At 71.7% G+C, this 17,961-nt stretch carries 13 protein-coding genes and 1 pseudogene; 5 read left to right on the top strand and 9 right to left on the bottom strand.

Annotated features, from left to right (window positions below; translation table 11 throughout):
- Positions 1 to 3 precede the first annotated feature (3 nt).
- Positions 4 to 261 (bottom strand): hypothetical protein, encoded by a 258-nt coding sequence (locus tag LCE31_RS16500; RefSeq protein ID WP_225015027.1) that lies wholly within the window; start codon positions 259 to 261, stop codon positions 4 to 6.
- The gene (locus LCE31_RS16495; RefSeq protein ID WP_225015034.1) at positions 258 to 1,151 is read right to left on the bottom strand and encodes an SPFH domain-containing protein; all 894 of its coding nucleotides are present in this window, start codon (positions 1,149 to 1,151) and stop codon (positions 258 to 260) included. The genes LCE31_RS16500 and LCE31_RS16495 overlap by 4 nt, the downstream gene beginning before the upstream one ends.
- A 506-nt stretch (positions 1,152 to 1,657) precedes the next feature.
- Between LCE31_RS16495 and LCE31_RS16490 the strand changes: the two genes are divergently transcribed.
- A complete protein-coding gene (locus LCE31_RS16490; RefSeq protein WP_225015026.1) occupies positions 1,658 to 4,012 on the top strand; it encodes a transglycosylase domain-containing protein in 2,355 nt (784 codons plus the stop codon).
- Positions 4,013 to 4,149: 137 nt separating this feature from the next.
- Here LCE31_RS16490 and LCE31_RS16485 read toward each other — a convergent pair whose 3' ends face one another.
- The 5 genes from LCE31_RS16485 to LCE31_RS16465 all read right to left on the bottom strand — a co-directional run bounded on the left by LCE31_RS16485 (position 4,150) and on the right by LCE31_RS16465 (position 12,472).
- The gene (locus LCE31_RS16485) at positions 4,150 to 5,613 is read right to left on the bottom strand and encodes a catalase (protein ID WP_225015025.1); all 1,464 of its coding nucleotides are present in this window, start codon (positions 5,611 to 5,613) and stop codon (positions 4,150 to 4,152) included.
- A gap of 393 nt (positions 5,614 to 6,006) precedes the next feature.
- The gene (locus LCE31_RS16480; protein WP_225015024.1) at positions 6,007 to 7,914 is read right to left on the bottom strand and encodes an ATP-binding SpoIIE family protein phosphatase; all 1,908 of its coding nucleotides are present in this window, start codon (positions 7,912 to 7,914) and stop codon (positions 6,007 to 6,009) included.
- Positions 7,915 to 8,206: 292 nt separating this feature from the next.
- Positions 8,207 to 8,899: a cytidylyl-2-hydroxypropylphosphonate hydrolase gene (fomD, locus tag LCE31_RS16475; protein ID WP_225015023.1), complete on the bottom strand. Its 693-nt coding sequence runs from the start codon at positions 8,897 to 8,899 to the stop codon at positions 8,207 to 8,209.
- 171 nt (positions 8,900 to 9,070) lie between these two features.
- A complete protein-coding gene (locus LCE31_RS16470) occupies positions 9,071 to 10,501 on the bottom strand; it encodes a class II fumarate hydratase (protein ID WP_225015022.1) in 1,431 nt (476 codons plus the stop codon).
- A gap of 306 nt (positions 10,502 to 10,807) precedes the next feature.
- The gene (locus LCE31_RS16465) at positions 10,808 to 12,472 is read right to left on the bottom strand and encodes a fumarate hydratase (protein WP_225015021.1); all 1,665 of its coding nucleotides are present in this window, start codon (positions 12,470 to 12,472) and stop codon (positions 10,808 to 10,810) included.
- A 234-nt stretch (positions 12,473 to 12,706) separates the two neighbouring features.
- Between LCE31_RS16465 and LCE31_RS16460 the strand changes: the two genes are divergently transcribed.
- Positions 12,707 to 13,384 carry a DUF1707 SHOCT-like domain-containing protein gene (locus tag LCE31_RS16460; RefSeq protein WP_225015020.1) on the top strand — a complete coding sequence of 226 codons (678 nt, stop codon included), beginning with the start codon at positions 12,707 to 12,709 and terminating at the stop codon, positions 13,382 to 13,384.
- A gap of 273 nt (positions 13,385 to 13,657) precedes the next feature.
- Complete coding sequence (locus LCE31_RS16455; RefSeq protein ID WP_225015019.1) at positions 13,658 to 14,038, top strand: WhiB family transcriptional regulator; 381 nt, start codon at positions 13,658 to 13,660, stop codon at positions 14,036 to 14,038.
- Between the two features lie 144 nt (positions 14,039 to 14,182).
- On the opposite strand, the gene glpX is transcribed toward LCE31_RS16455, so the two are convergent.
- On the bottom strand, positions 14,183 to 15,214 hold the full coding sequence (glpX, locus tag LCE31_RS16450; protein ID WP_225015018.1) for a class II fructose-bisphosphatase: 1,032 nt from the start codon (positions 15,212 to 15,214) through the stop codon (positions 14,183 to 14,185).
- Between the two features lie 504 nt (positions 15,215 to 15,718).
- On the opposite strand from glpX, the pseudogene LCE31_RS41535 reads away from it, so the two are divergent.
- Positions 15,719 to 16,246: pseudogene (locus LCE31_RS41535) on the top strand (DUF4245 domain-containing protein); the annotation flags it as partial.
- A gap of 29 nt (positions 16,247 to 16,275) precedes the next feature.
- Positions 16,276 to 16,521 carry an exodeoxyribonuclease VII small subunit gene (locus LCE31_RS16440; RefSeq protein ID WP_225015017.1) on the top strand — a complete coding sequence of 82 codons (246 nt, stop codon included), beginning with the start codon at positions 16,276 to 16,278 and terminating at the stop codon, positions 16,519 to 16,521.
- Between the two features lie 150 nt (positions 16,522 to 16,671).
- Here the strand turns inward: LCE31_RS16440 and xseA are convergent, their stop codons facing one another.
- Positions 16,672 to 17,877: an exodeoxyribonuclease VII large subunit gene (gene xseA / locus LCE31_RS16435; protein ID WP_225015016.1), complete on the bottom strand. Its 1,206-nt coding sequence runs from the start codon at positions 17,875 to 17,877 to the stop codon at positions 16,672 to 16,674.
- Positions 17,878 to 17,961 lie beyond the last annotated feature (84 nt).

Here is a 17,961-nt window from a genome sequence, read left to right as displayed (position 1 = left end):
GCCTCACCCCTCTCCGTCTCCCGGCGCCCCCTCCTCGGGGGCGACGCGGCGCTGCGGGCCGCCGCGCGGCGGGATGGGGCGTGCGGCGCCCGGGAGGCGGCCCGTCTCGGACAGGGCGTGCCGCAGCAGGTACTCGATCTGCGCGTTGGCGCTGCGCAGCTCGTCCGAGGCCCATCGCGCCAGGGCGTCGTAGACCGCCGGGTCCAGCCGCAGCAGTACCTGTTTGCGCTCGGAGCCCCGGCGCGGGCCGCTTTCCGTCACTGATACAGCGTGCCCGTGTTGACGATGGGCTGTGCCGCGCGGTCCCCGCAGAGCACCACCAGCAGGTTCGACACCATGGCGGCCTGCCGCTCCTCGTCCAGGCTCACGATGTCCTCCTGCCGCAGCCGCCGCAGCGCCGCCTCCACCATGCCGACCGCGCCGTCGACGATCTCCCGGCGCGCCGCGACCACCGCGCCCGCCTGCTGCCGCTGGAGCATCGCGGACGCGATCTCAGGCGCGTAGGCGAGGTGCGTGAAGCGGGACTCGACGATCTGTACGCCCGCCGCCTCCACCCGGGCCGACAGCTCCGCCACGAGCTTCTCCGTGATCTCCCCGGCGTTGCCGCGCAGGGACAGGTCGTCCCGCTCGTGCGCGTCGTAGGGGTACTCGATGGCGATGTGCCGCACCGCGGCCTCGGTCTGGGTGGTGACGAACTCCAGGAAGTCGTCCACCTCGAAGGTCGCCCGGGCGGTGTCCCGCACCTTCCACACCACGACCGCCGCCAGCTCGATCGGATTGCCGTAGGCGTCGTTGACCTTCAGCACCGGAGTCTCGTTGTTGCGTACGCGCGTGGAGATCCGGCGCCGGGTCGTCAGCGGGTTCACCCAGCGCAGCCCGTCGGCGCGGATCGTCCCCCGGTAGCGGCCGAACAGCTGGACCACCCGGGCCTCGCCGGGCGCCACCATGTTCAGTCCGCGCATCGCCGTGAACGCCGCGAGGATGACCACGATCCCGGCGGGGACGAGCGCCCCCTTCACCGTCGTGCTCGCGCTGCCCGCCGCCACCGCGAGCAGCGCGATGCCCGCGGCCAGTCCGATCAGGCCGAGCAGCAGGGCGATTCCGCCGCTGATGCTGTGCGCCGTCTTCTCCCTGACCTGGGCCCTGGGCATGTCCGGCAGATCGGGGGCACTGTCGTGCGCCCCCGGAATGTCGCCGCGTGCGCCGTCCCGCGCGGTGTGCGCCTCCGTGCTTCGCTCCGTGCTCCGGTCCCCGTTCCGCGTCCCGGCCCCGGTGTCCTCCCGGGCGTCCTCCGGGGTCCCGTCGGGTGTCCCCGATTCGGGTGTGTCGTCTGGGTTTCCGCTGGTGGAAGGCATGTCGCTACCCCGTTTTCGTTTGTGGGCGCCCCGAGGGCACCCGGTCGAGCCGCCGTGCATCCGGCTAGCAATCTGATATCAGATTATCGCATTCGGCAACCGTTTGGCCCTGAGGTGAGTCGGTTCCAGATGAGACGGGTGGTTCTTCTCACGCGTCGCAGCGCCCCCTCGGCGGCTGTCCGTCATAGGGCGCGGTGTTAGTTTTCTGAGCTGATTTGCACAATGTTCAAGCCGATTTCCGGCGGCGGGGGCCTCGACGCGGAGCACCGGTACCCAGACCTGAGAGCGGGAGCGACACATCGATGGGCCGAGCTGATGAGCGACGCGCCCGGCAGCAGGCGATGCGCCATGCCGGCCGCAGGGACCGCAAGGGGAACAAACGCGGCATACGCCGCCTCTTCACCTGGAAGAAGATCCTCGGCACGGTCCTCGGGCTCGCCGTGGTCGTGATCGGCGCCTTCATCTTCGTGTACATGTCCGTCTCGGTGCCGGCCGCCAACGCGGACGCCGAGCGCCAGAGCAATGTGTACGAGTACAGCGACGGCAAGGTGCTCGCCAGGACCGGCGCGGTCAACCGCGAGATCGTCGGCCTCGACCAGGTGCCCAAGGGCGTCCAGCACACGTTCGTCGCGCTGGAGAACAAGACCTTCTACCAGGACTCCGGCATCGACCTCAAAGGCACCGCCCGCGCCCTGCTGAGCACGGTCACGGGGCACGGCAAGCAGGGTGGTTCGACCATCACCCAGCAGTACGTGAAGAACTACTACCTCAACCAGGACCAGACGGCCTCCCGCAAGCTCAAGGAGCTGGTCATCTCGCTCAAGGTGGACCGCAACAAGTCCAAGAGCGACATCCTGGCCGGGTACATGAACACCAGCTACTACGGGCGCAACGCGTACGGCATCCAGGCCGCCGCGCAGGCGTACTACGGCGTCGACGCGTCCAAGCTCACCGTCAACCAGGGCGCCTACCTCGCCGCGCTGCTCCAGGCCCCGAGCCAGTACGACTGGGCCGTCGCCACGCCCACCGGCAAGAAGCTGGTCACCGAGCGCTGGAACAACGTGCTCAGGAACATGGTCTCCATGCACTGGCTGTCCGCCCAGGACCGGGCCGGCATGAAGTTCCCCGTACCGATGAAGCCGAAGCCGCAGGCGGGCCTCGGCGGCCAGACCGGCTATCTGGTCGACGCGGCCGACAAGGAGCTGGAGCACCGCCTCGAGGCGGAGGGCGCTTCCGCCTCCGACGCCCAGGCCCGCGTCGCGGCCGGCGGTTGGACGATCACCCTCAACATCGACCGGAAGAAGGAGGCGGCGCTGGAGAGCGCCGTCAAGCACCAGCTGACCTCCAAGCTGGAGCCGAAGAACCGGCCGCGCGACGCGGACGCCCAGGCGGGAGCGGCCTCCGTCGACCCGAAGACCGGCAAGGTCCTCGCCCTCTACGGCGGCAAGGACTACATGACGCACGCGACGAGCAACGCCACCCGCGAGGACTACCAGCCGGCCTCCACCTTCAAGCCCGTCATCTTCGCCACCGCCCTGGAGAACGGCGCGCAGACCCAGGACGGCAAGCCGATCAACGCGAACACCATCTACGACGGCACCAGCGGCCGGCCCGTCAAGGGCAGCAGCATCGCGTTCGCCCCGACGAACGAGGACGGCGCCGACTACGGCCCGATCAACGTCCAGAAGGCCATGGACGACTCGGTCAACTCGGTCTTCGCGCAGATGGGCGTGGACGTCGGCATGACCGACGTGCTCAAGACCGGGGCCAAGCTCGGTATGGACATGAAGAACCAGCAGCCCTATCCGTCCCAGACGCTCGGCACGATGGGCGCGAGCCCGCTCCAGATGGCCGGGGTCTACGCGACGTTCGACAACCACGGCAAACTCGTCACGCCCGCCGTCCTGAAGTCGGCGGAGCACCAGGGCGCGAAGGTGTCCCTGCCCAGTCCGATCGGGCAGCAGGTGCTCACCAGGAACACCGCGGACTCCGTCACGTCCGTGCTGACCGGCGTGGTCGACCAGGGCACCGGCTCCATAGTCAAGAACAAGAACTTCCAGATCGCGGGCAAGACCGGTACGTCGGACGACGACGTGTCCGCCTGGTTCAGCGGCTTCACCCCGGACATGGTCACCTCCGTCGGCCTGTTCGGCGAGGCGGCGAAGGCCGAGAGCGTCGACGGCAAGAAGTACCCGCAGTTCGGCCATGTCCCGCTGACCGGTACCGGCGGCCTGATCGCGCAGAACGGCCGCGTCAACGGCGGTGGCTACCCCGCTCAGATCTGGGGCGAGTTCATGTCGGGCGCGGACAAGGCGCACGGTTCCGCGGGCAAGTTCGACCTCGACACCGACCAGGGCGCGGCGGTCGCGCCGTCCCCGTCCCTCACGACCTCCTCGTCGCCGAGCACCTCGCCCAGCACGTCCCCCTCGACGTCGCAGTCCGTGAGCCCGCCCGCGTCGCCCTCGCACAGCGAGCCCGCGTCGCCGCCCACCTCGTCCTCCGGCGACGGCTCGGGCTCGACGCCGAGCGGCGACCCGGGCGACGGCCCGTCGCCGTCGAACTCCGGCCTTCCGACCGGAGACCCCGGCGACGGGGACGGCGACCCGGGTACCGGCGACAACCCGGGAGGCGGCAACAACGGCCTGCTGAACCCCTGACCCGCACCGCGGGACGGGAGCGAGCCCCCGACCCGCACCGCGGGACGGGCGAGGGGCCCGGCCGGAGCGCGTACGGCGCACCGCCCGGGGCCCTCCCGCGCACGGCGCCGCACCGCGGGCGCGGCGCGGCCTGCGCGTCAGCCGCCGTTGACCTTCTTGGCGATCCGGTCACCGACCGCCTTGTCGATGTTCCGCCAGTACTGGATCGCCCGCTCCAGCACCGGCTTCGAGACGCCCTGGAGCAGATGCCCGGAGACGTTGGAGACGAGGCGGTCGCGCGCGGCGTCGTCCAAGACCTCCCGTACCTGCGCGCCCGCCTGGCCCCAGTCGTCGTCGTCCCTGCGCAGCGTGTACGCCTCGCGGACCATCTCACCGGCCGTCGCCCAGCCCGCCGGGTCGCCGAAGCGCCCGAAGTCGGCGTCGGGACCGCCGTACGAGTTCGGGGCGTACGGCATCGACGCCCTCGACGGCGTGTACCGCATCGAACCGTCCCTGCTGTACGAGTTGACGGCCGCGTGCGGGCGGTTCGGCGGCAGCTGCGTGTAGTTCGTGCCGATCCGGTACCTGTGGGTGTCCGGGTACGAGAACAGCCGTCCCAGCAGCATCTTGTCCGGCGAAGGACCGATGCCCGGCACCATGTTCGAGGGCTCGAACGCGGCCTGCTCGATGTGGACGAAGAAGTCCTCGGGGTTCCTGTCGAGGACCATCCGGCCCACGTCGATCAGCGGGTAGTCCGCGTGCGGCCAGATCTTGGTCAGGTCGAACGGGTTGAACCGGTAGTCCGGCGCGTCATCGAACGGCATGATCTGGACCTTCAAAGTCCAGCTCGGCGCGTTCCCCGACTCGATCGACTCGTACAGGTCGCGCCGGTGCTTGTCGGCGTCGTGGCCGGCCAGCTCGTCGGCCTCCTCCTGGGTGAGGAAGTCGGTACCCTGATCGGTCTTGAAGTGGTACTTCACCCAGAACCGCTCGCCGGCCCCGTTGATCCACATGTAGGTGTGGGAGCCGTAGCCGTTCATGTTCCGGTACGTCTTCGGGATGCCCCGGTCGCCCATCAGATAGGTGACCTGGTGGGCGGACTCCGGCGACAGCGTCCAGAAGTCCCACTGCATGTCGTTGCTGCGCAGCCCGGTCACCGGGTGCCGCTTCTGGCTGTGGATGAAGTCCTGGAACTTGATCGTGTCCCGCACGAAGAAGATCGGGGTGTTGTTTCCGACCAGGTCGTAGTTGCCGTGCTCGGTGTAGAACTTCAGCGCGAAGCCGCGCGGGTCGCGCCAGGTGTCGGGGGAGCCCTGCTCACCCGCGACCGTGGAGAACCGGGCCAGCATCTCCGTGCGCCTGCCGGGCTGGAAGAGGTCCGCCTTCGTGAACTGGCTGACGTCGTTCGTGACTTCGAAGAAGCCGTACGCGCCGGAGCCCTTGGCGTGGACCACCCGCTCGGGCACCCGTTCACGGTTGAACTGGGCCATCTTCTCGATGGTGTAGTGGTCCTGGAGCAGAATCGGGCCGTCGGGGCTGACGGTGAGAGAGTGCTCGTCGCTCTCCACCGGGATGCCCACGTTGTTCGTGGTGTACGGCGCCTTCGGGGGTGACTCTGACACTTTGTGGCCTCCCGCATGTGAGAAGGCCCGGGGGTCCGGGGACCGTCCCCCGGGTGTGGCTGTGGACACGCGTCCACCCACGGGCCCGGCCTTCACCGACCCCGGGCGGGCACAGCACCCGCCTGCCCCAGTGAAACCCCCCGACACCTCGTCGGCAACATCGGGAAGCCGTTTGTGCCTGGTCCGGTCCCTGGACGGGGTACGGCTACGGGGGCCGCTACGGGCAGCGGGGTACGGCTACGGGGTACGGGTATGCGGGATACGGGTACGAGGCCGACCGGGGCTGCTACCGGCACCGGCACCCGCGCCGGACGGGCCCGCGCCGGGCGGAGGCGCCGGGGCCGGCCGGTCGCCGGGGCCGGCCGGGGCGCCCGCTCTCACGCCCCCGTCGCCTCACGCCCCCGTCGGGATCTCGAACCAGACGACCTTGCCGCTGCCGAGCCGCGTCGCGCCCCACCGCCGCGCCAGCCGGTTGACCAGGAACAGCCCCCGGCCGCCCTCGTCCGTCTCGCGGGCCCGCCGCTGCCTCGGCAGCTGCGGCGAGTCGTCGCCGACCTCGCACCGCACCACGTCCGTACGCAGCAGCCGCAGTGTCACCGGCCGCTCCGCGTACCGCACCGCGTTCGTCACGACCTCGCTGATCAGCAGCTCGACCGAGTCGCTCAGCTCCTCGAGGCCCCAGCGCGAGAGCGCGTTGCGGGCCAGCCGCCGCGCCCGGCCGGGGGCCGCGTGCTCCGGCTCCAGGAACCAGTACGCCACGTCGCTCGGCGCGATCCCGTCGAAGCGGGCCGCGAGCAGCGCGATGTCGTCGTCCCGGTCGCCGGGGCCCAGCACGTCCAGCACGTCGTCGCAGAGCGCCTCCAGCGGCGGCGCGTGATCGGGGCCCGTCAGCCGCGAGGTCGCCTCCAGGCGCTCCCGCAGCTGCTCGATGCCCGTCCACACGTCCCGCAGCCGCGACTCGACCAGGCCGTCCGTGTACAGCAGCAGCGTCGCGCCCGAGGGAGCGTCCAGCTCCACCGCCTCGAAGTCGACCCCGCCGACACCGATCGGCGCGCCCGGCGGCACCTTCAGGACCTCCGCGCGCCCGCCCAGATGGAGCAGTATCGGCGGCGGATGCCCCGCGTTCGCGATCGTGATCCGGTGCGACACCGGGTCGTACACCACGTACATGCAGGTCGCCATCCGGTCCGTGCCCAGGCGCTGCGCCTGCTCGTCCAGATGGTGCAGCACCTCCTGCGGCGGCAGGTCCAGTCCCGCGAGGGTCTGCGCCGTCGTGCGGAACTGGCCCATCACGGCGGCGGAGGTCATCGAGTGGCCCATCACGTCGCCGACGACGAGCGCGACCCGGCTGCCCGGCAGCGGGATCGCGTCGTACCAGTCGCCGCCGACCCGCGCGGTCTCGGCCGCCGGAAGGTAGCGGGAGGCCAGCCGTACGCCCGTGGGCTGCGGCAGGTTCTCCGGGAGCATGGTGCGCTGCAACTCGTCCGCGATGTACGCCTCGCGGCCGTACAGCATCGCCTTGTCGATGCCGAGCGCGGTGTGCGTGGCGAGCTGGCCCGCCACCAGCAGGTCGTTCGGGTCGAACGCGGCCCGCTCGGGACCCCGCAGGAACACGGCCGCGCCGATGACGCGCCGCCTGCCGCGCAGCGGCGCCAGGATCACCCGGTGGCCCGTCGGCAGCACCCGGTCCACGCCGAGCAGTTCGGGCAGGGCGGCCCGCGCGGTCGCGGCGTCGCCGAAGACCGGGCGCACCCCGCGCAGCACCTCGCCCAGCGCACCGCCCATCCGGACCTCGCACAGCTCGGCCGCGGGCAGCACATCCGTGCCGGGATCGAGCAGCAGGGCGCTCGTGCTCGCCATGCCCGACAGCTCGGTCAGGCCGGGCAGCTGGGACGGGATGCCGTTCAGCGCCTCGATGTCCTCGCCCGAAAGACGCAACCGGTCCGTGCGGCGCAGCCGCAGCACGAACGGCGACACCGGCCGCTCGTCGCCCACCGGCAGCGGGTCGCGCAGATAGACGAGTATCGCGTCGGCGAACGTCGGCACCGTCGCCCTGCACAGGCCGAGCACGATCTCGTCGAGGTCCATGCCGCGCGCGATCCTGCGCGTCGCGGCGCCCACGAACCGCAGCATGTCGCCCTCTCGACGGGCCCCGGCCGCGGGGTCGAGCCCGGAGCGCTGGTGCGCCACGGCGGGCGCCTGGGCGGCCTCGCCCGGTGCGCCGGACCGCGGCCTCGTGCGTTCCTGCGGCCTGGCGGCCAGTGGCTGCCTGCCTTCGTGGGAGGTGGGATGCTCCGTCACGCGTGGAATTCCGTCCGTCCGGGCCGATGGTGCGCAGCCGCCGCCGAGTGGACGGCGGCTGTGGCAGTCAGGACACGTCCGCTGGTCCGCATGTCCCGTCTCTCCCTCGTGGTGGTGCTCGGCTTTCTCACGTCCGCGACGTATGACCCGCGGTCAGGCCGTGTGCCGAAAGCGCCCGTTGGGGCCCACCCGTCTCACCCGGCCACCGCCCCCCGATGACGGGGCTGCGCCCCGGCACACCATAGTCCGGACGACGATCCTACGTTTCAACCCTGTGGCACGGGCAAGGGTCTCACGCCGACGGCACTCGGCGCGCCGTCCCGATCTGGTCCCAGTCGTCCGGGAGTTCGGGCACCGGCCAGGCCGGGTCGGGCCGCCAGTTCTCCCACCCGTCCGAGAACGGCGACGCCCACGCCTCGACCGAGGCGAGGGCGTCCCGCCCCGCGGCCTCGACCATCCGGGCCTGGTCCGCATCCATCAGTCCGTCCTGCTGCGCCTGCGCGAACTCGTCCTCGTCCCGCCACTTCCAGGTGCGGTCGGGGTAGACGTCGATGTCGAGGAAGTGGTCCTCCGAATCGACTCCGCCCGCCCATCGGGTGCCCGGGCTCTCCAGATTGACGTACCAGCTCTTGAAGCGCCAGCTTTCGTCCCACCACAACCACACGGACCACGGCTGCCCCGGCCGTGCCAGCGAGAGCAGCCCGACGCCCCGCCACGGCGCCTGTCTGACCGTGCGGGGAGCGGTGTAGCGGGTCGCCAGCGGCTCCTCGTACGGCAGCCGGCCGTCGGCGAGCACCGGCCGGACGCACACGGTGCCGGAGGCGAGCCACAGCGCGAGGACGTCGGCGTCGTCGCGCACCACGGTCACCGGGCGGCAGATGTGGATGCCGCGTCGCCCGTTCTCCCGGTAACGCCACAGGATCTGCGTGCCCGGAGCCCAGTGCTGCCCTTCACTCGCTGCGATGTACCTGTCCGTGTCCGTCATGGGCAGATCTTACGAGCTGGTGCACGACAGAGAGCGGGCTCCCGACGTCCTGCGGTCCGCCTCCGGCGTTGTCGTCAGTCTCCGACGCTCCGCGTCGACTCCCTCCTCCGCCTTGGATGCGAAGCCGCAGGACGCCGCTCGCTGATCCACCCTCCGTCGCGCACCAGCTCGTTACGGGCGGGTCATGCGCAGGACATCGAGCGCCTCGTCCAGCTGCTCCAGGGTCAGATCGCCCCGGTCGACGTACCCCGACTCCAGGACGACCTCCCGGATCGTCTTCTCCTCGGCCAGCGACCTCTTGGCGACCTTCGCCGCCTCCTCGTAGCCGATGTACTTGTTCAGCGGGGTGACGACGGACGGCGACGACTCCGCGTAGACGCGGGCGCGTTCGGCGTTCGCCTCGATCCCGTCGACCGTGCGGTCCGCCAGCAGGCGGGTGACACGGGCGAGCAGCCGCACCGACTCCAGCAGGTTCTTGGCGATCACCGGCAGCATCACATTGAGCTCGAAGTTGCCCGCGGCGCCCGCCGTCGCGACCGTCGCGTCATTGCCGATGACCTGCGCGGCCACCTGGAGGACTGCCTCCGGGATCACCGGGTTGACCTTCCCCGGCATGATCGAGGAGCCCGGCTGGAGGTCCGGCAGCCGGATCTCGGCGAGCCCCGTGCGCGGCCCCGACGCCATCCAGCGCAGGTCGTTGGAGATCTTCGTGAGCGACACGGCGAGCGTCCGCAGCTGGCCCGAGGTCTCCACCAGGCCGTCCCGCGCGCCCTGCGCCTCGAAGTGGTCGCGGGCCTCCGTCAGCGGCAGCCCCGTCACGCGCGCGACCTCGGCGATCACCGCGGCCGAGAACCCGGCCGGCGTGTTGATGCCCGTACCGACGGCGGTCCCGCCGAGGGGGAGTTCCGCGAGCCGGGGCAGCGAGGCCGCCAGCCGCTCGACCGCGTACCGCACCTGTGCGGCGTACCCGCCGAACTCCTGTCCGAGGGTCACAGGGGTGGCGTCCATGAGATGCGTACGGCCCGACTTCACGACCTCCGCGAACTCGGCGCTCTTGCGCTCCAGCGCAGCGGCCAGGTGCTCCAGGGCCGGTACGAGGTCGCGCGTGACGGCCGCCGTCGCCGCGATGTGGAGCGACGAGGGGAACACGTCGTTGGACGACTGCGAGGCGTTGACGTGGTCGTTCGGGTGGACGGGGCGGCCCAGGCGCTCCGAGGCCAGCGTCGCGATCACCTCGTTGGTGTTCATGTTCGAGGAGGTACCGGAGCCCGTCTGGAACACGTCGATGGGGAAGTGCTCGTCCCACCGGCCCTCCGCGACCTCCTCGGCGGCGGAGCGCACCGCGTCCGCGATGTCCCCGTCCACCACGCCCAGCTCCGCGTTGACCTTCGCGGCGGCGGCCTTGATCTGCGCCAGGGCCTGGATGTGGGCCCGCTCGAGGCGCTGCCCCGAGATCGGGAAGTTCTCCACGGCGCGCTGCGTCTGGGCCCGCCACTTGGCGTCCGCGGGCACCCGCACCTCGCCCATCGAGTCGTGCTCGACGCGGAAGCCGGAGCCGCTCGCTGCCTCGGCCCCGGGGCCGCTCGTCGGATCGGTCGTCATCGTTCTCGTACCTCCTGAACAGATCAGCGCGGGGCCGCGCCGATCTGTTCCCGGAGGGTGGGTGTCACACCCCACCCGGGGCCGGGGGGCGCCCCCCGGGGGGGCCGGGGGGGGGGCCCCCCGGGGGGGGGGGGGGGGGGGGGCGGGGGCGGCGGGGGGGGGGGGGGGGTGTTGTCCCGGGGGGGGGGGTGCCCCCCCCCCCCCGGCGCCGCGGCCGGCCGGCCGGCCGGGCGGGCGGGCGCGACCCCGGGGCTCTCAGATACTCAGGCCCGGGTGCTCAGGCTCTCGGGCTCTCGGGCGAGGCCCTCAGGCCAGGCCCGGGCCCCGGACCGGGATGGAGGTGAACGTCGGCGCGGGCGCGGGCTCGGTGAAGAAGTCGTTGCCCTTGTCGTCCACGACGATGAACGCGGGGAAGTCCTCCACCTCGATCCTCCACACCGCCTCCATGCCGAGCTCCTCGTACTCGACGACCTCCACCTTCTTGATGCAGTCCTGCGCGAGCCGCGCCGCGGGGCCGCCGATCGAGCCCAGGTAGAAGCCCCCGTGCGTGCCGCACGCGTCCGTCACCTGTTTCGACCTGTTGCCCTTCGCGAGCATCACCTTGGAGCCGCCCGCCGCCTGGAACTGCTCGACGTAACTGTCCATCCGGCCGGCCGTCGTCGGGCCGAAGGAACCGGACGCGTAGCCGCTCGGGGTCTTGGCCGGGCCCGCGTAGTACACCGGGTGGTCCTTCAGGTACTGCGGCATCTCCTCGCCCGCGTCGAGCCGCTCCTTGATCTTCGCGTGCGCGATGTCGCGCGCCACGACCAGCGGGCCCGTGAGCGAGAGGCGCGTCTTGACGGGGTACCTCGTGAGCTCCGCGAGGATCTCGTCCATCGGGCGGTTGAGGTCGACCTTCACGACATCGTCCTCGGACAGGTGCTCGTCGGTGGTCTCCGGCAGGAACCGCGCCGGGTCCCGCTCCAGCTGCTCGAGGAAGACGCCCTCCGCGGTGATCTTCGCGACGGCCTGCCGGTCCGCCGAGCAGGAGACCGCGATCGCGACGGGCAGCGAGGCGCCGTGGCGCGGCAGCCGTACGACGCGCACGTCGTGGCAGAAGTACTTGCCGCCGAACTGGGCGCCGATGCCGATCTTCTGCGTCAGCTCGAAGACCTGCTGCTCCAGCTCCTTGTCGCGGAAGCCGTGCCCCACGGGCGAGCCCTCGCCCGGCAGCTCGTCGAGGTAGTGCGCCGAGGCGTACTTGGCGGTCTTGAGCGCGAATTCCGCCGACGTACCGCCGACGACGATCGCGAGATGGTACGGCGGGCAGGCGGCCGTGCCCAGCGAACGGATCTTCTCCTCAAGGAACTTCATCATGGCGCCCTCATTGAGGATCGCCTTCGTCTCCTGGAAGAGGAACGACTTGTTGGCGCTGCCGCCGCCCTTCGCCATGAAGAGGAACTTGTACGCGCCGCCGTCCGTCGCGTACAGCTCGACCTGCGCCGGCAGATTCGAGCCGGTGTTCTTCTCTTCCCACATGGTGAGCGGGGCCATCTGCGAATAGCGCAGGTTCAGCTTCGTGTACGCGTCGAAGATGCCGTGCGAAAGGGCCTCTTCGTCGCCGCCCTCGGTCAGTACGTTCTGCCCGCGCTTGCCCATCACGATGGCCGTGCCGGTGTCCTGGCACATGGGCAGGACACCCGCGGCCGCGATGTTCGCGTTCTTCAGGAGGTCGAGCGCGACGAATTTGTCGTTGGACGACGCGTCCGGGTCGTCGACGATACGGCGCAGCTGCGCGAGGTGGGCCGGGCGCAGATAGTGGGAGATGTCGTGCATGGCCTCGGCCGCGAGCGTACGGAGCGCCTCGGGCGCGACCTTGAGGAACGTACGACCGTCGGCCTCGAAGGTGGAGACACCCTCGGCGGTCACCAGCCGGTAGGGCGTGGTGTCTTCACCTGTGGGCAGCAGATCGGAGTACGCGAACTCGGGCATGTGTGGCCATTCCTCACTCGACGGGCCGGCGGGTGCCCTCGTTCCGGGGGCCTCCCCAGCGTAGAACCCGGTACTGACACCGCTTGTGTGAGGTCACGCTCACCTGTGCGCGCCCGCGCGAGCGCGTACCTCCGCGGGTGTCCGGGTCACGGGCGGGACTCGATGTCCGCGTCCGCCGCGCCGGGACGCGACAGCCCCTGGTCGCGATCTATCGCGTTTCGCTACTCTGATGGCGTGGACCTCGAAAAGCACCTCAGCACGCCCGTGGCACCGGTGGCCCCCGGTGCGATCCGGGCCTCCGACGCCGACCGCGACCGGATCGCCGACATCCTCAAGGAGGCCCTGGCGGAAGGGCGCCTCGACGCGGAGGAGCACGCCGAGCGCATCGACGCCGTGTACCGCGCGAAGACCGTGGGCGAGCTGGAGCCGCTGGTGGGGGACCTGCCCGCGGCGTCGGGCGCCGGCCGTGCCGCCGCCCCCGCGCCGTCCGGCGCCTCGTACGGCTACGGACCCGAGAGCGTCGCCCCCGCCGACAACCTGATCGCCGTCTTCAGCTCGAACGTCCGCAAGGGCCGCTGGCGGATCGGGCCGCGCACCAACGCGTTCAGCCTGTTCGGCAACATCGAGATCGACCTGACGGAGGCGCTGTTCACGCAGCGCCAGACCGTGATCAACGCGACCTCGGTGTTCGGCAACATCGAGATCCGCGTGCCCGAGAACATCTCACTGCGCGGCAACGGCGCGGGCGTCTTCGGCAACTTCGAGGTCAGGACGCTGGAGGGAACCGACCCCGACGCGCCCCTGGTGATCGTCAACGGGGCGGCGGTGTTCGGCAACGTCGAGGCGAAGCCGAAGCGCGGGAAGCTGATCGCTGACCTGCACCACCACATACGCAAGCACTTGGGGCGCTGAGCCCGGGGCCTGGGGGCGGCTTCGCCGCCGTCCCTGCCGATCCGTGGATTTCACCGGAATTTACGGTCGGGCGGAATTGCCGAATGGGCTGGATCGGCCTCTTTCGCGCCCATTTCAATTGCCCTCACTTGGCCCGACTCGGCCCCGAAGTCCCGTATTCCGCACCGCCTTCCGTGCCTCGAACCGTGTGCCACGCAGTGCATAGGCGTGCGTACAGCGGGTAGGGACCCCTGCGTCGTCTCTCGCTCGCGAAGCCGTCGTCAGGAGTAGACCGTGCTGCATCTGCCGCAGAAGCCACTGCAGGTCGCCGCCGCTTTGTCCCAGCACAACCCCACGCGCGAAGATCAGGCGGGCCCGTGGCACTCGGAGGCTGTGTGCCGTCGGGACGAGGCCGGGCTGTTCTTCGCGCCCTCCAAGGAGCCGACAGCCGCACGGCTGTCGCGGGAGGAGGCCGCGAAGCGGGTCTGCGCCCGCTGCCCCGTGATGGTGGAGTGCAGGGAGCACGCGCTGGTCCAGCCCGAGCCCTACGGGGTGTGGGGCGGCCTCACCGCCGCCGAGCGCCGCGTGGTGCTCGCCCGCCGCAGGCGCCGGGACGCCGAGCTGCGCCAGGCCGCGACGGCGGCGCCGTCGGGCCGTATAGCCGCCGCCGGCTGACCCCGGCCGCGTCCTTCGCGGGTACGGGAGGTGCCCCCGCCGCACAACGGGGGCACCTTCCGCATCTCTCCGCGATGGTTCAGTGCCGCGCCCGGCGCGCTCTCCGGCGCCGCGGCGCGCTCTCGGGTGCTGCGGCGCGCGCCGCTACTTGGCGCGGTCGAAGTCGATGGCGCTGTACGCGCGCAGCTTCGACAGCCGGTGGGTGGAGTCGATCTGCCGGATCGTGCCGGACTTCGAGCGCATGACCAGCGACTGGGTGGTGGCGGTCTCGGAGCGGTAGCGCACGCCGCGCAGCAGCTCGCCGTCCGTGATGCCCGTCGCGACGAAGAACACGTTCTCGCCGCCGACCAGGTCGTCCGTGGTCAGGACCTGGTCGAGGTCGTGGCCCGCGTCGAGCGCGCGCTGCCGCTCCGCGTCGTCCTTCGGCCACAGCTTGCCCTGGATGACACCCCCGAGGCACTTCATCGCGCAGGCCGTGATGATCCCCTCGGGCGTGCCGCCGATCCCCATCAGCAGGTCGACGCCGGTGCCGTCCCGTACGGCCATGATCGCGCCGGCCACATCGCCGTCCGAGATGAACTTGATGCGGGCGCCGGTCTCCCGGATCTCCTTCACGATGCCGTCGTGGCGGGGCCGGTCCAGCACGACGACGGTCACGTCGTCGGGCGAGGAGTGCTTGGCCCGCGCGACGCGCCGGATGTTGACGGCCACCGGCGCGTTGATGTCGACGAAGTCGGCCGCCTCGGGCCCCGTGACCAGCTTGTCCATGTAGAAGACGGCGGACGGGTCGAACATCGTGCCCCGGTCGGCGGCGGCCAGCACGGCGATCGCGTTGGGCATGCCCTTCGCGTTGAGCGTCGTGCCGTCGATCGGGTCCACGGCGATGTCGACCTCGGGGCCCGTCCCGTCCCCGATGTGCTCGCCGTTGAACAGCATGGGCGCCTCGTCCTTCTCGCCCTCGCCGATCACCACGACACCGTTCATGGAGACGGTGGAGACCAGGGTCCGCATGGCGTTGACGGCCGCGCCGTCCGCGCCGTTCTTGTCCCCGCGGCCCACCCAGCGTCCGGCCGCCATGGCGGCGGCCTCCGTGACGCGGACGAGTTCCAGGGCGAGGTTGCGGTCGGGCGCCTCGGGCGCCACGTCCAGTGGCGGCGGCAGGTGATGGTCTGTCATCGGGAGCGCGCACCTTTCTGCTGCTCTGCGAAGCCGGTTCGGCTCCGCCGTGCCGGTCGGCGGATCGGGGTGACGGCCCTGCCCGCCCTGTACGGAGAGCGGATGATCGGACTCTATCGGGTACCCGCCAGATTGAGCAGAGGGCCCCACGGATGAGCGCCCGACCGGGGTGCGACCATATGGGGCGTGGCAGGCGACGAACAGCAGGGCGCGACGACGGCGGAGACGGCCGCCGGGGCACCGACGGCGGAGACGGTCCCACCGGCCGCGGTATCGGCGGCCGAGACGGCCCCATCGGCCGAGGCACCGACGGTCGAGGCACCGGCGGCCAGGCAGGGCGCGGGGCAGGACGAGCGGGCGGGCGCGGAGCCTGACTCCGGCACGCCGGGACCCGGGAACGCGGCTCCCGCGGGCGGCGCCGCCGGTGCGCCCGCGGGCAACGCGGACGGCGCCTCCGGGCGTACGGCGGCGGGCGCGTCCGAGGGCAGGGCGGCAGGTGGCGGCTCGCGCCAGCGGAACAGAACCGTACGCGGCATGGTCCTGTCCCTCCTGGTCATCGGAGCGGCGGTGGCCGTGATCTACACCTTCTTCATCCCGCACGACGACAAGGCCAGTCCGGTCAAGCGCGTCGACTACCGCGTCGAGCTCATCACCGCGCGCCGGGCCGCCTCCTACCCGGTCGCGGCGCCCGTCGGCCTGCCGAAGACGTGGAAGGCGACCTCGGTCACGTACGACCAGGGCGACGGTGAGGCCTGGCACATCGGGTTCCTCGACCCGGCCGGCCAGTACGTCGCGATCGAGCAGTCGACGTCGCACACGAAGGGCTACGTGTCGGACGTCAGCCAGAACGCCAAGAACACCGGCAGGACGCAGGACATCGCGGGCAAGCGGTGGCAGCGCTGGAACGGCGGCCACTACAACGCCCTCGTCCACAGCGAGGGCGACTCCACGACCGTGGTGACCGGCACGGCCTCGGACCAGGACCTGGCGAAGATGGCGGCGGCGCTGGAGTTCGAGAAGACGAAGGCCTGACTGTCGGTGGCCGCCTCTAAGGTGGGGGCATGGCCAAGACGGAGACGGGCACGGAACCGGAGCAGAGCACCGGCGCGCTCGGATACGAGCAGGCGCGGGACGAGCTGATCGAGGTCGTGCGCCGCCTGGAGGCGGGCGGCACCAGCCTGGAGGAGTCGCTGGCGCTGTGGGAGCGCGGCGAGGAGCTCGCGAAGGTCTGCCGCCGCTGGCTGGACGGCGCGCGCGAGCGGCTGAACGCGGCCCTGGAGACGGACGAGCCCGCCGCCGAGGACTGAGGCCGCGCCACTGTCCGCGCGACGCCTGACGCGCCCGCCGACCGGCCGTCGAGGCCCGCCCCGACCGCACGAGCGCCGACCGCACGAGCGCGGGGCCCGCGCCGCGTCGCACCCCGTACCCCGCACCGCATCCCCGTACCGCTCCGGCGCTCAGTCCGCCCGTACGCGCAGCTCGCCGTCCGCGACCCGGGCGCGGAGACCGTCACCCGGCGCGACCTGCTCCGGGGAGCGGACGACCGTACCGTCCTCGCGCTGGAGCACCGCGTAGCCCCGCTCGAGCGTCGCCGCGGGGGAGAGCGACACCACCCGCGCCAGCGTGTGCGAGAGCTCCGAGTCCGCGCGGTCCAGCAGATGGCGCAGGACGCGCCGGCCCCGGTCCGCGAGGGTCGCGGTCTCCGCCTCCCGCTCGTCCACCATCCGCTGGGGCCGCTCCATCACCGGCCGCGCCAGCGCGTGCGCGAGACCCCGCTCCTCGCGCTCCAGCAGGGCCCGCACCGTGCGCAGCGCCCGCTCGCGCAGGGCGTCCACCCGGTCCAGCTCCTCGCCGACGTCCGGGACGACCCGCTTCGCCGCGTCCGTCGGCGTCGAGGCCCGCACGTCCGCGACGAGGTCGAGCAGCGGCGAGTCCGGCTCGTGGCCGATCGCCGAGACCACCGGCGTACGGCACGCGGAGACCGTTCTGATCAGCTGCTCGTCCGAGAATGGCAGCAGGTCCTCGACACTGCCGCCGCCCCGCGCCACCACGATCACGTCCACCGCGTCGATCGCGTCGAGCTCCTCGACCGCGGCGGTGACCTGCGCGACCGCGTTGACCCCTTGCACCGCCGTGTTGCGTACCTCGAAACGGACCGCGGGCCAGCGGCGCCTCGCGTTCTCCAGCACGTCCCGCTCGGCCGCCGACGCGCGCCCGCACACCAGGCCGATCAGCTGCGGCAGGAACGGCAGCGGACGCTTGCGCTCCGCCGCGAACAGCCCCTCCGCCGCCAGCGACTTCCGCAATTGCTCGAGCCGGACGAGCAGCTCGCCCATCCCCACCGGACGGATCTGCGCCGCCCGCAGCGACAGCTGGCCGCGCGGCGCGTACCACTCGGGCTTCGCGTGGACCACCACGCGCGCCCCCTCCGACACCACGTCCGCGATCGCGTCGAACACCTGGCGGTAGCACGTCACGCCCACCGAGATGTCGTACGACGGATCGCGCAGCGTCAGGAAGACCACGCCGGCTCCCGGCCGGCGGGAGAGCTGCGTGATCTGCCCCTCCACCCAGACCGCGCCCAGCCGGTCGATCCACCCGCCGATGAGCCGCGACACCTCGCCGACGGGCAGCGGAGCCTCCGGAGACGTTGTCAGAGCCATACCCGCGAGCGTATCGGCCGGGTACGACAACGCGGCCCCGCCCGGCGTCCGCATCCGCTGCCCTGCCCGCGCCCCCGCTTTACC

It is taken from the genome of Streptomyces sp. 8L (genome assembly GCF_020176795.1).
Lineage (GTDB): Bacteria > Actinomycetota > Actinomycetes > Streptomycetales > Streptomycetaceae > Streptomyces.
This window is presented reverse-complemented; position numbering and strand designations above follow the sequence as displayed.

Bases quoted from the DNA above. Each gene is read 5' to 3' on its own strand.
- LCE31_RS16440 (WP_225015017.1), top strand. From the start codon at position 16,276: ATGGCCAAGACGGAGACGGGCACGGAACCGGAGCAGAGCACCGGCGCG.
- LCE31_RS16495 (WP_225015034.1), bottom strand. From the start codon at position 1,151: ATGCCCAGGGCCCAGGTCAGGGAGAAGACGGCGCACAGCATCAGCGGC.
- LCE31_RS16470 (WP_225015022.1), bottom strand. From the start codon at position 10,501: ATGACGACCGATCCGACGAGCGGCCCCGGGGCCGAGGCAGCGAGCGGC.
- LCE31_RS16465 (WP_225015021.1), bottom strand. From the start codon at position 12,472: ATGCCCGAGTTCGCGTACTCCGATCTGCTGCCCACAGGTGAAGACACC.
- LCE31_RS16490 (WP_225015026.1), top strand. From the start codon at position 1,658: ATGGGCCGAGCTGATGAGCGACGCGCCCGGCAGCAGGCGATGCGCCAT.
- glpX (WP_225015018.1), bottom strand. From the start codon at position 15,214: ATGACAGACCATCACCTGCCGCCGCCACTGGACGTGGCGCCCGAGGCG.
- xseA (WP_225015016.1), bottom strand. From the start codon at position 17,877: ATGGCTCTGACAACGTCTCCGGAGGCTCCGCTGCCCGTCGGCGAGGTG.
- fomD (WP_225015023.1), bottom strand. From the start codon at position 8,899: ATGACGGACACGGACAGGTACATCGCAGCGAGTGAAGGGCAGCACTGG.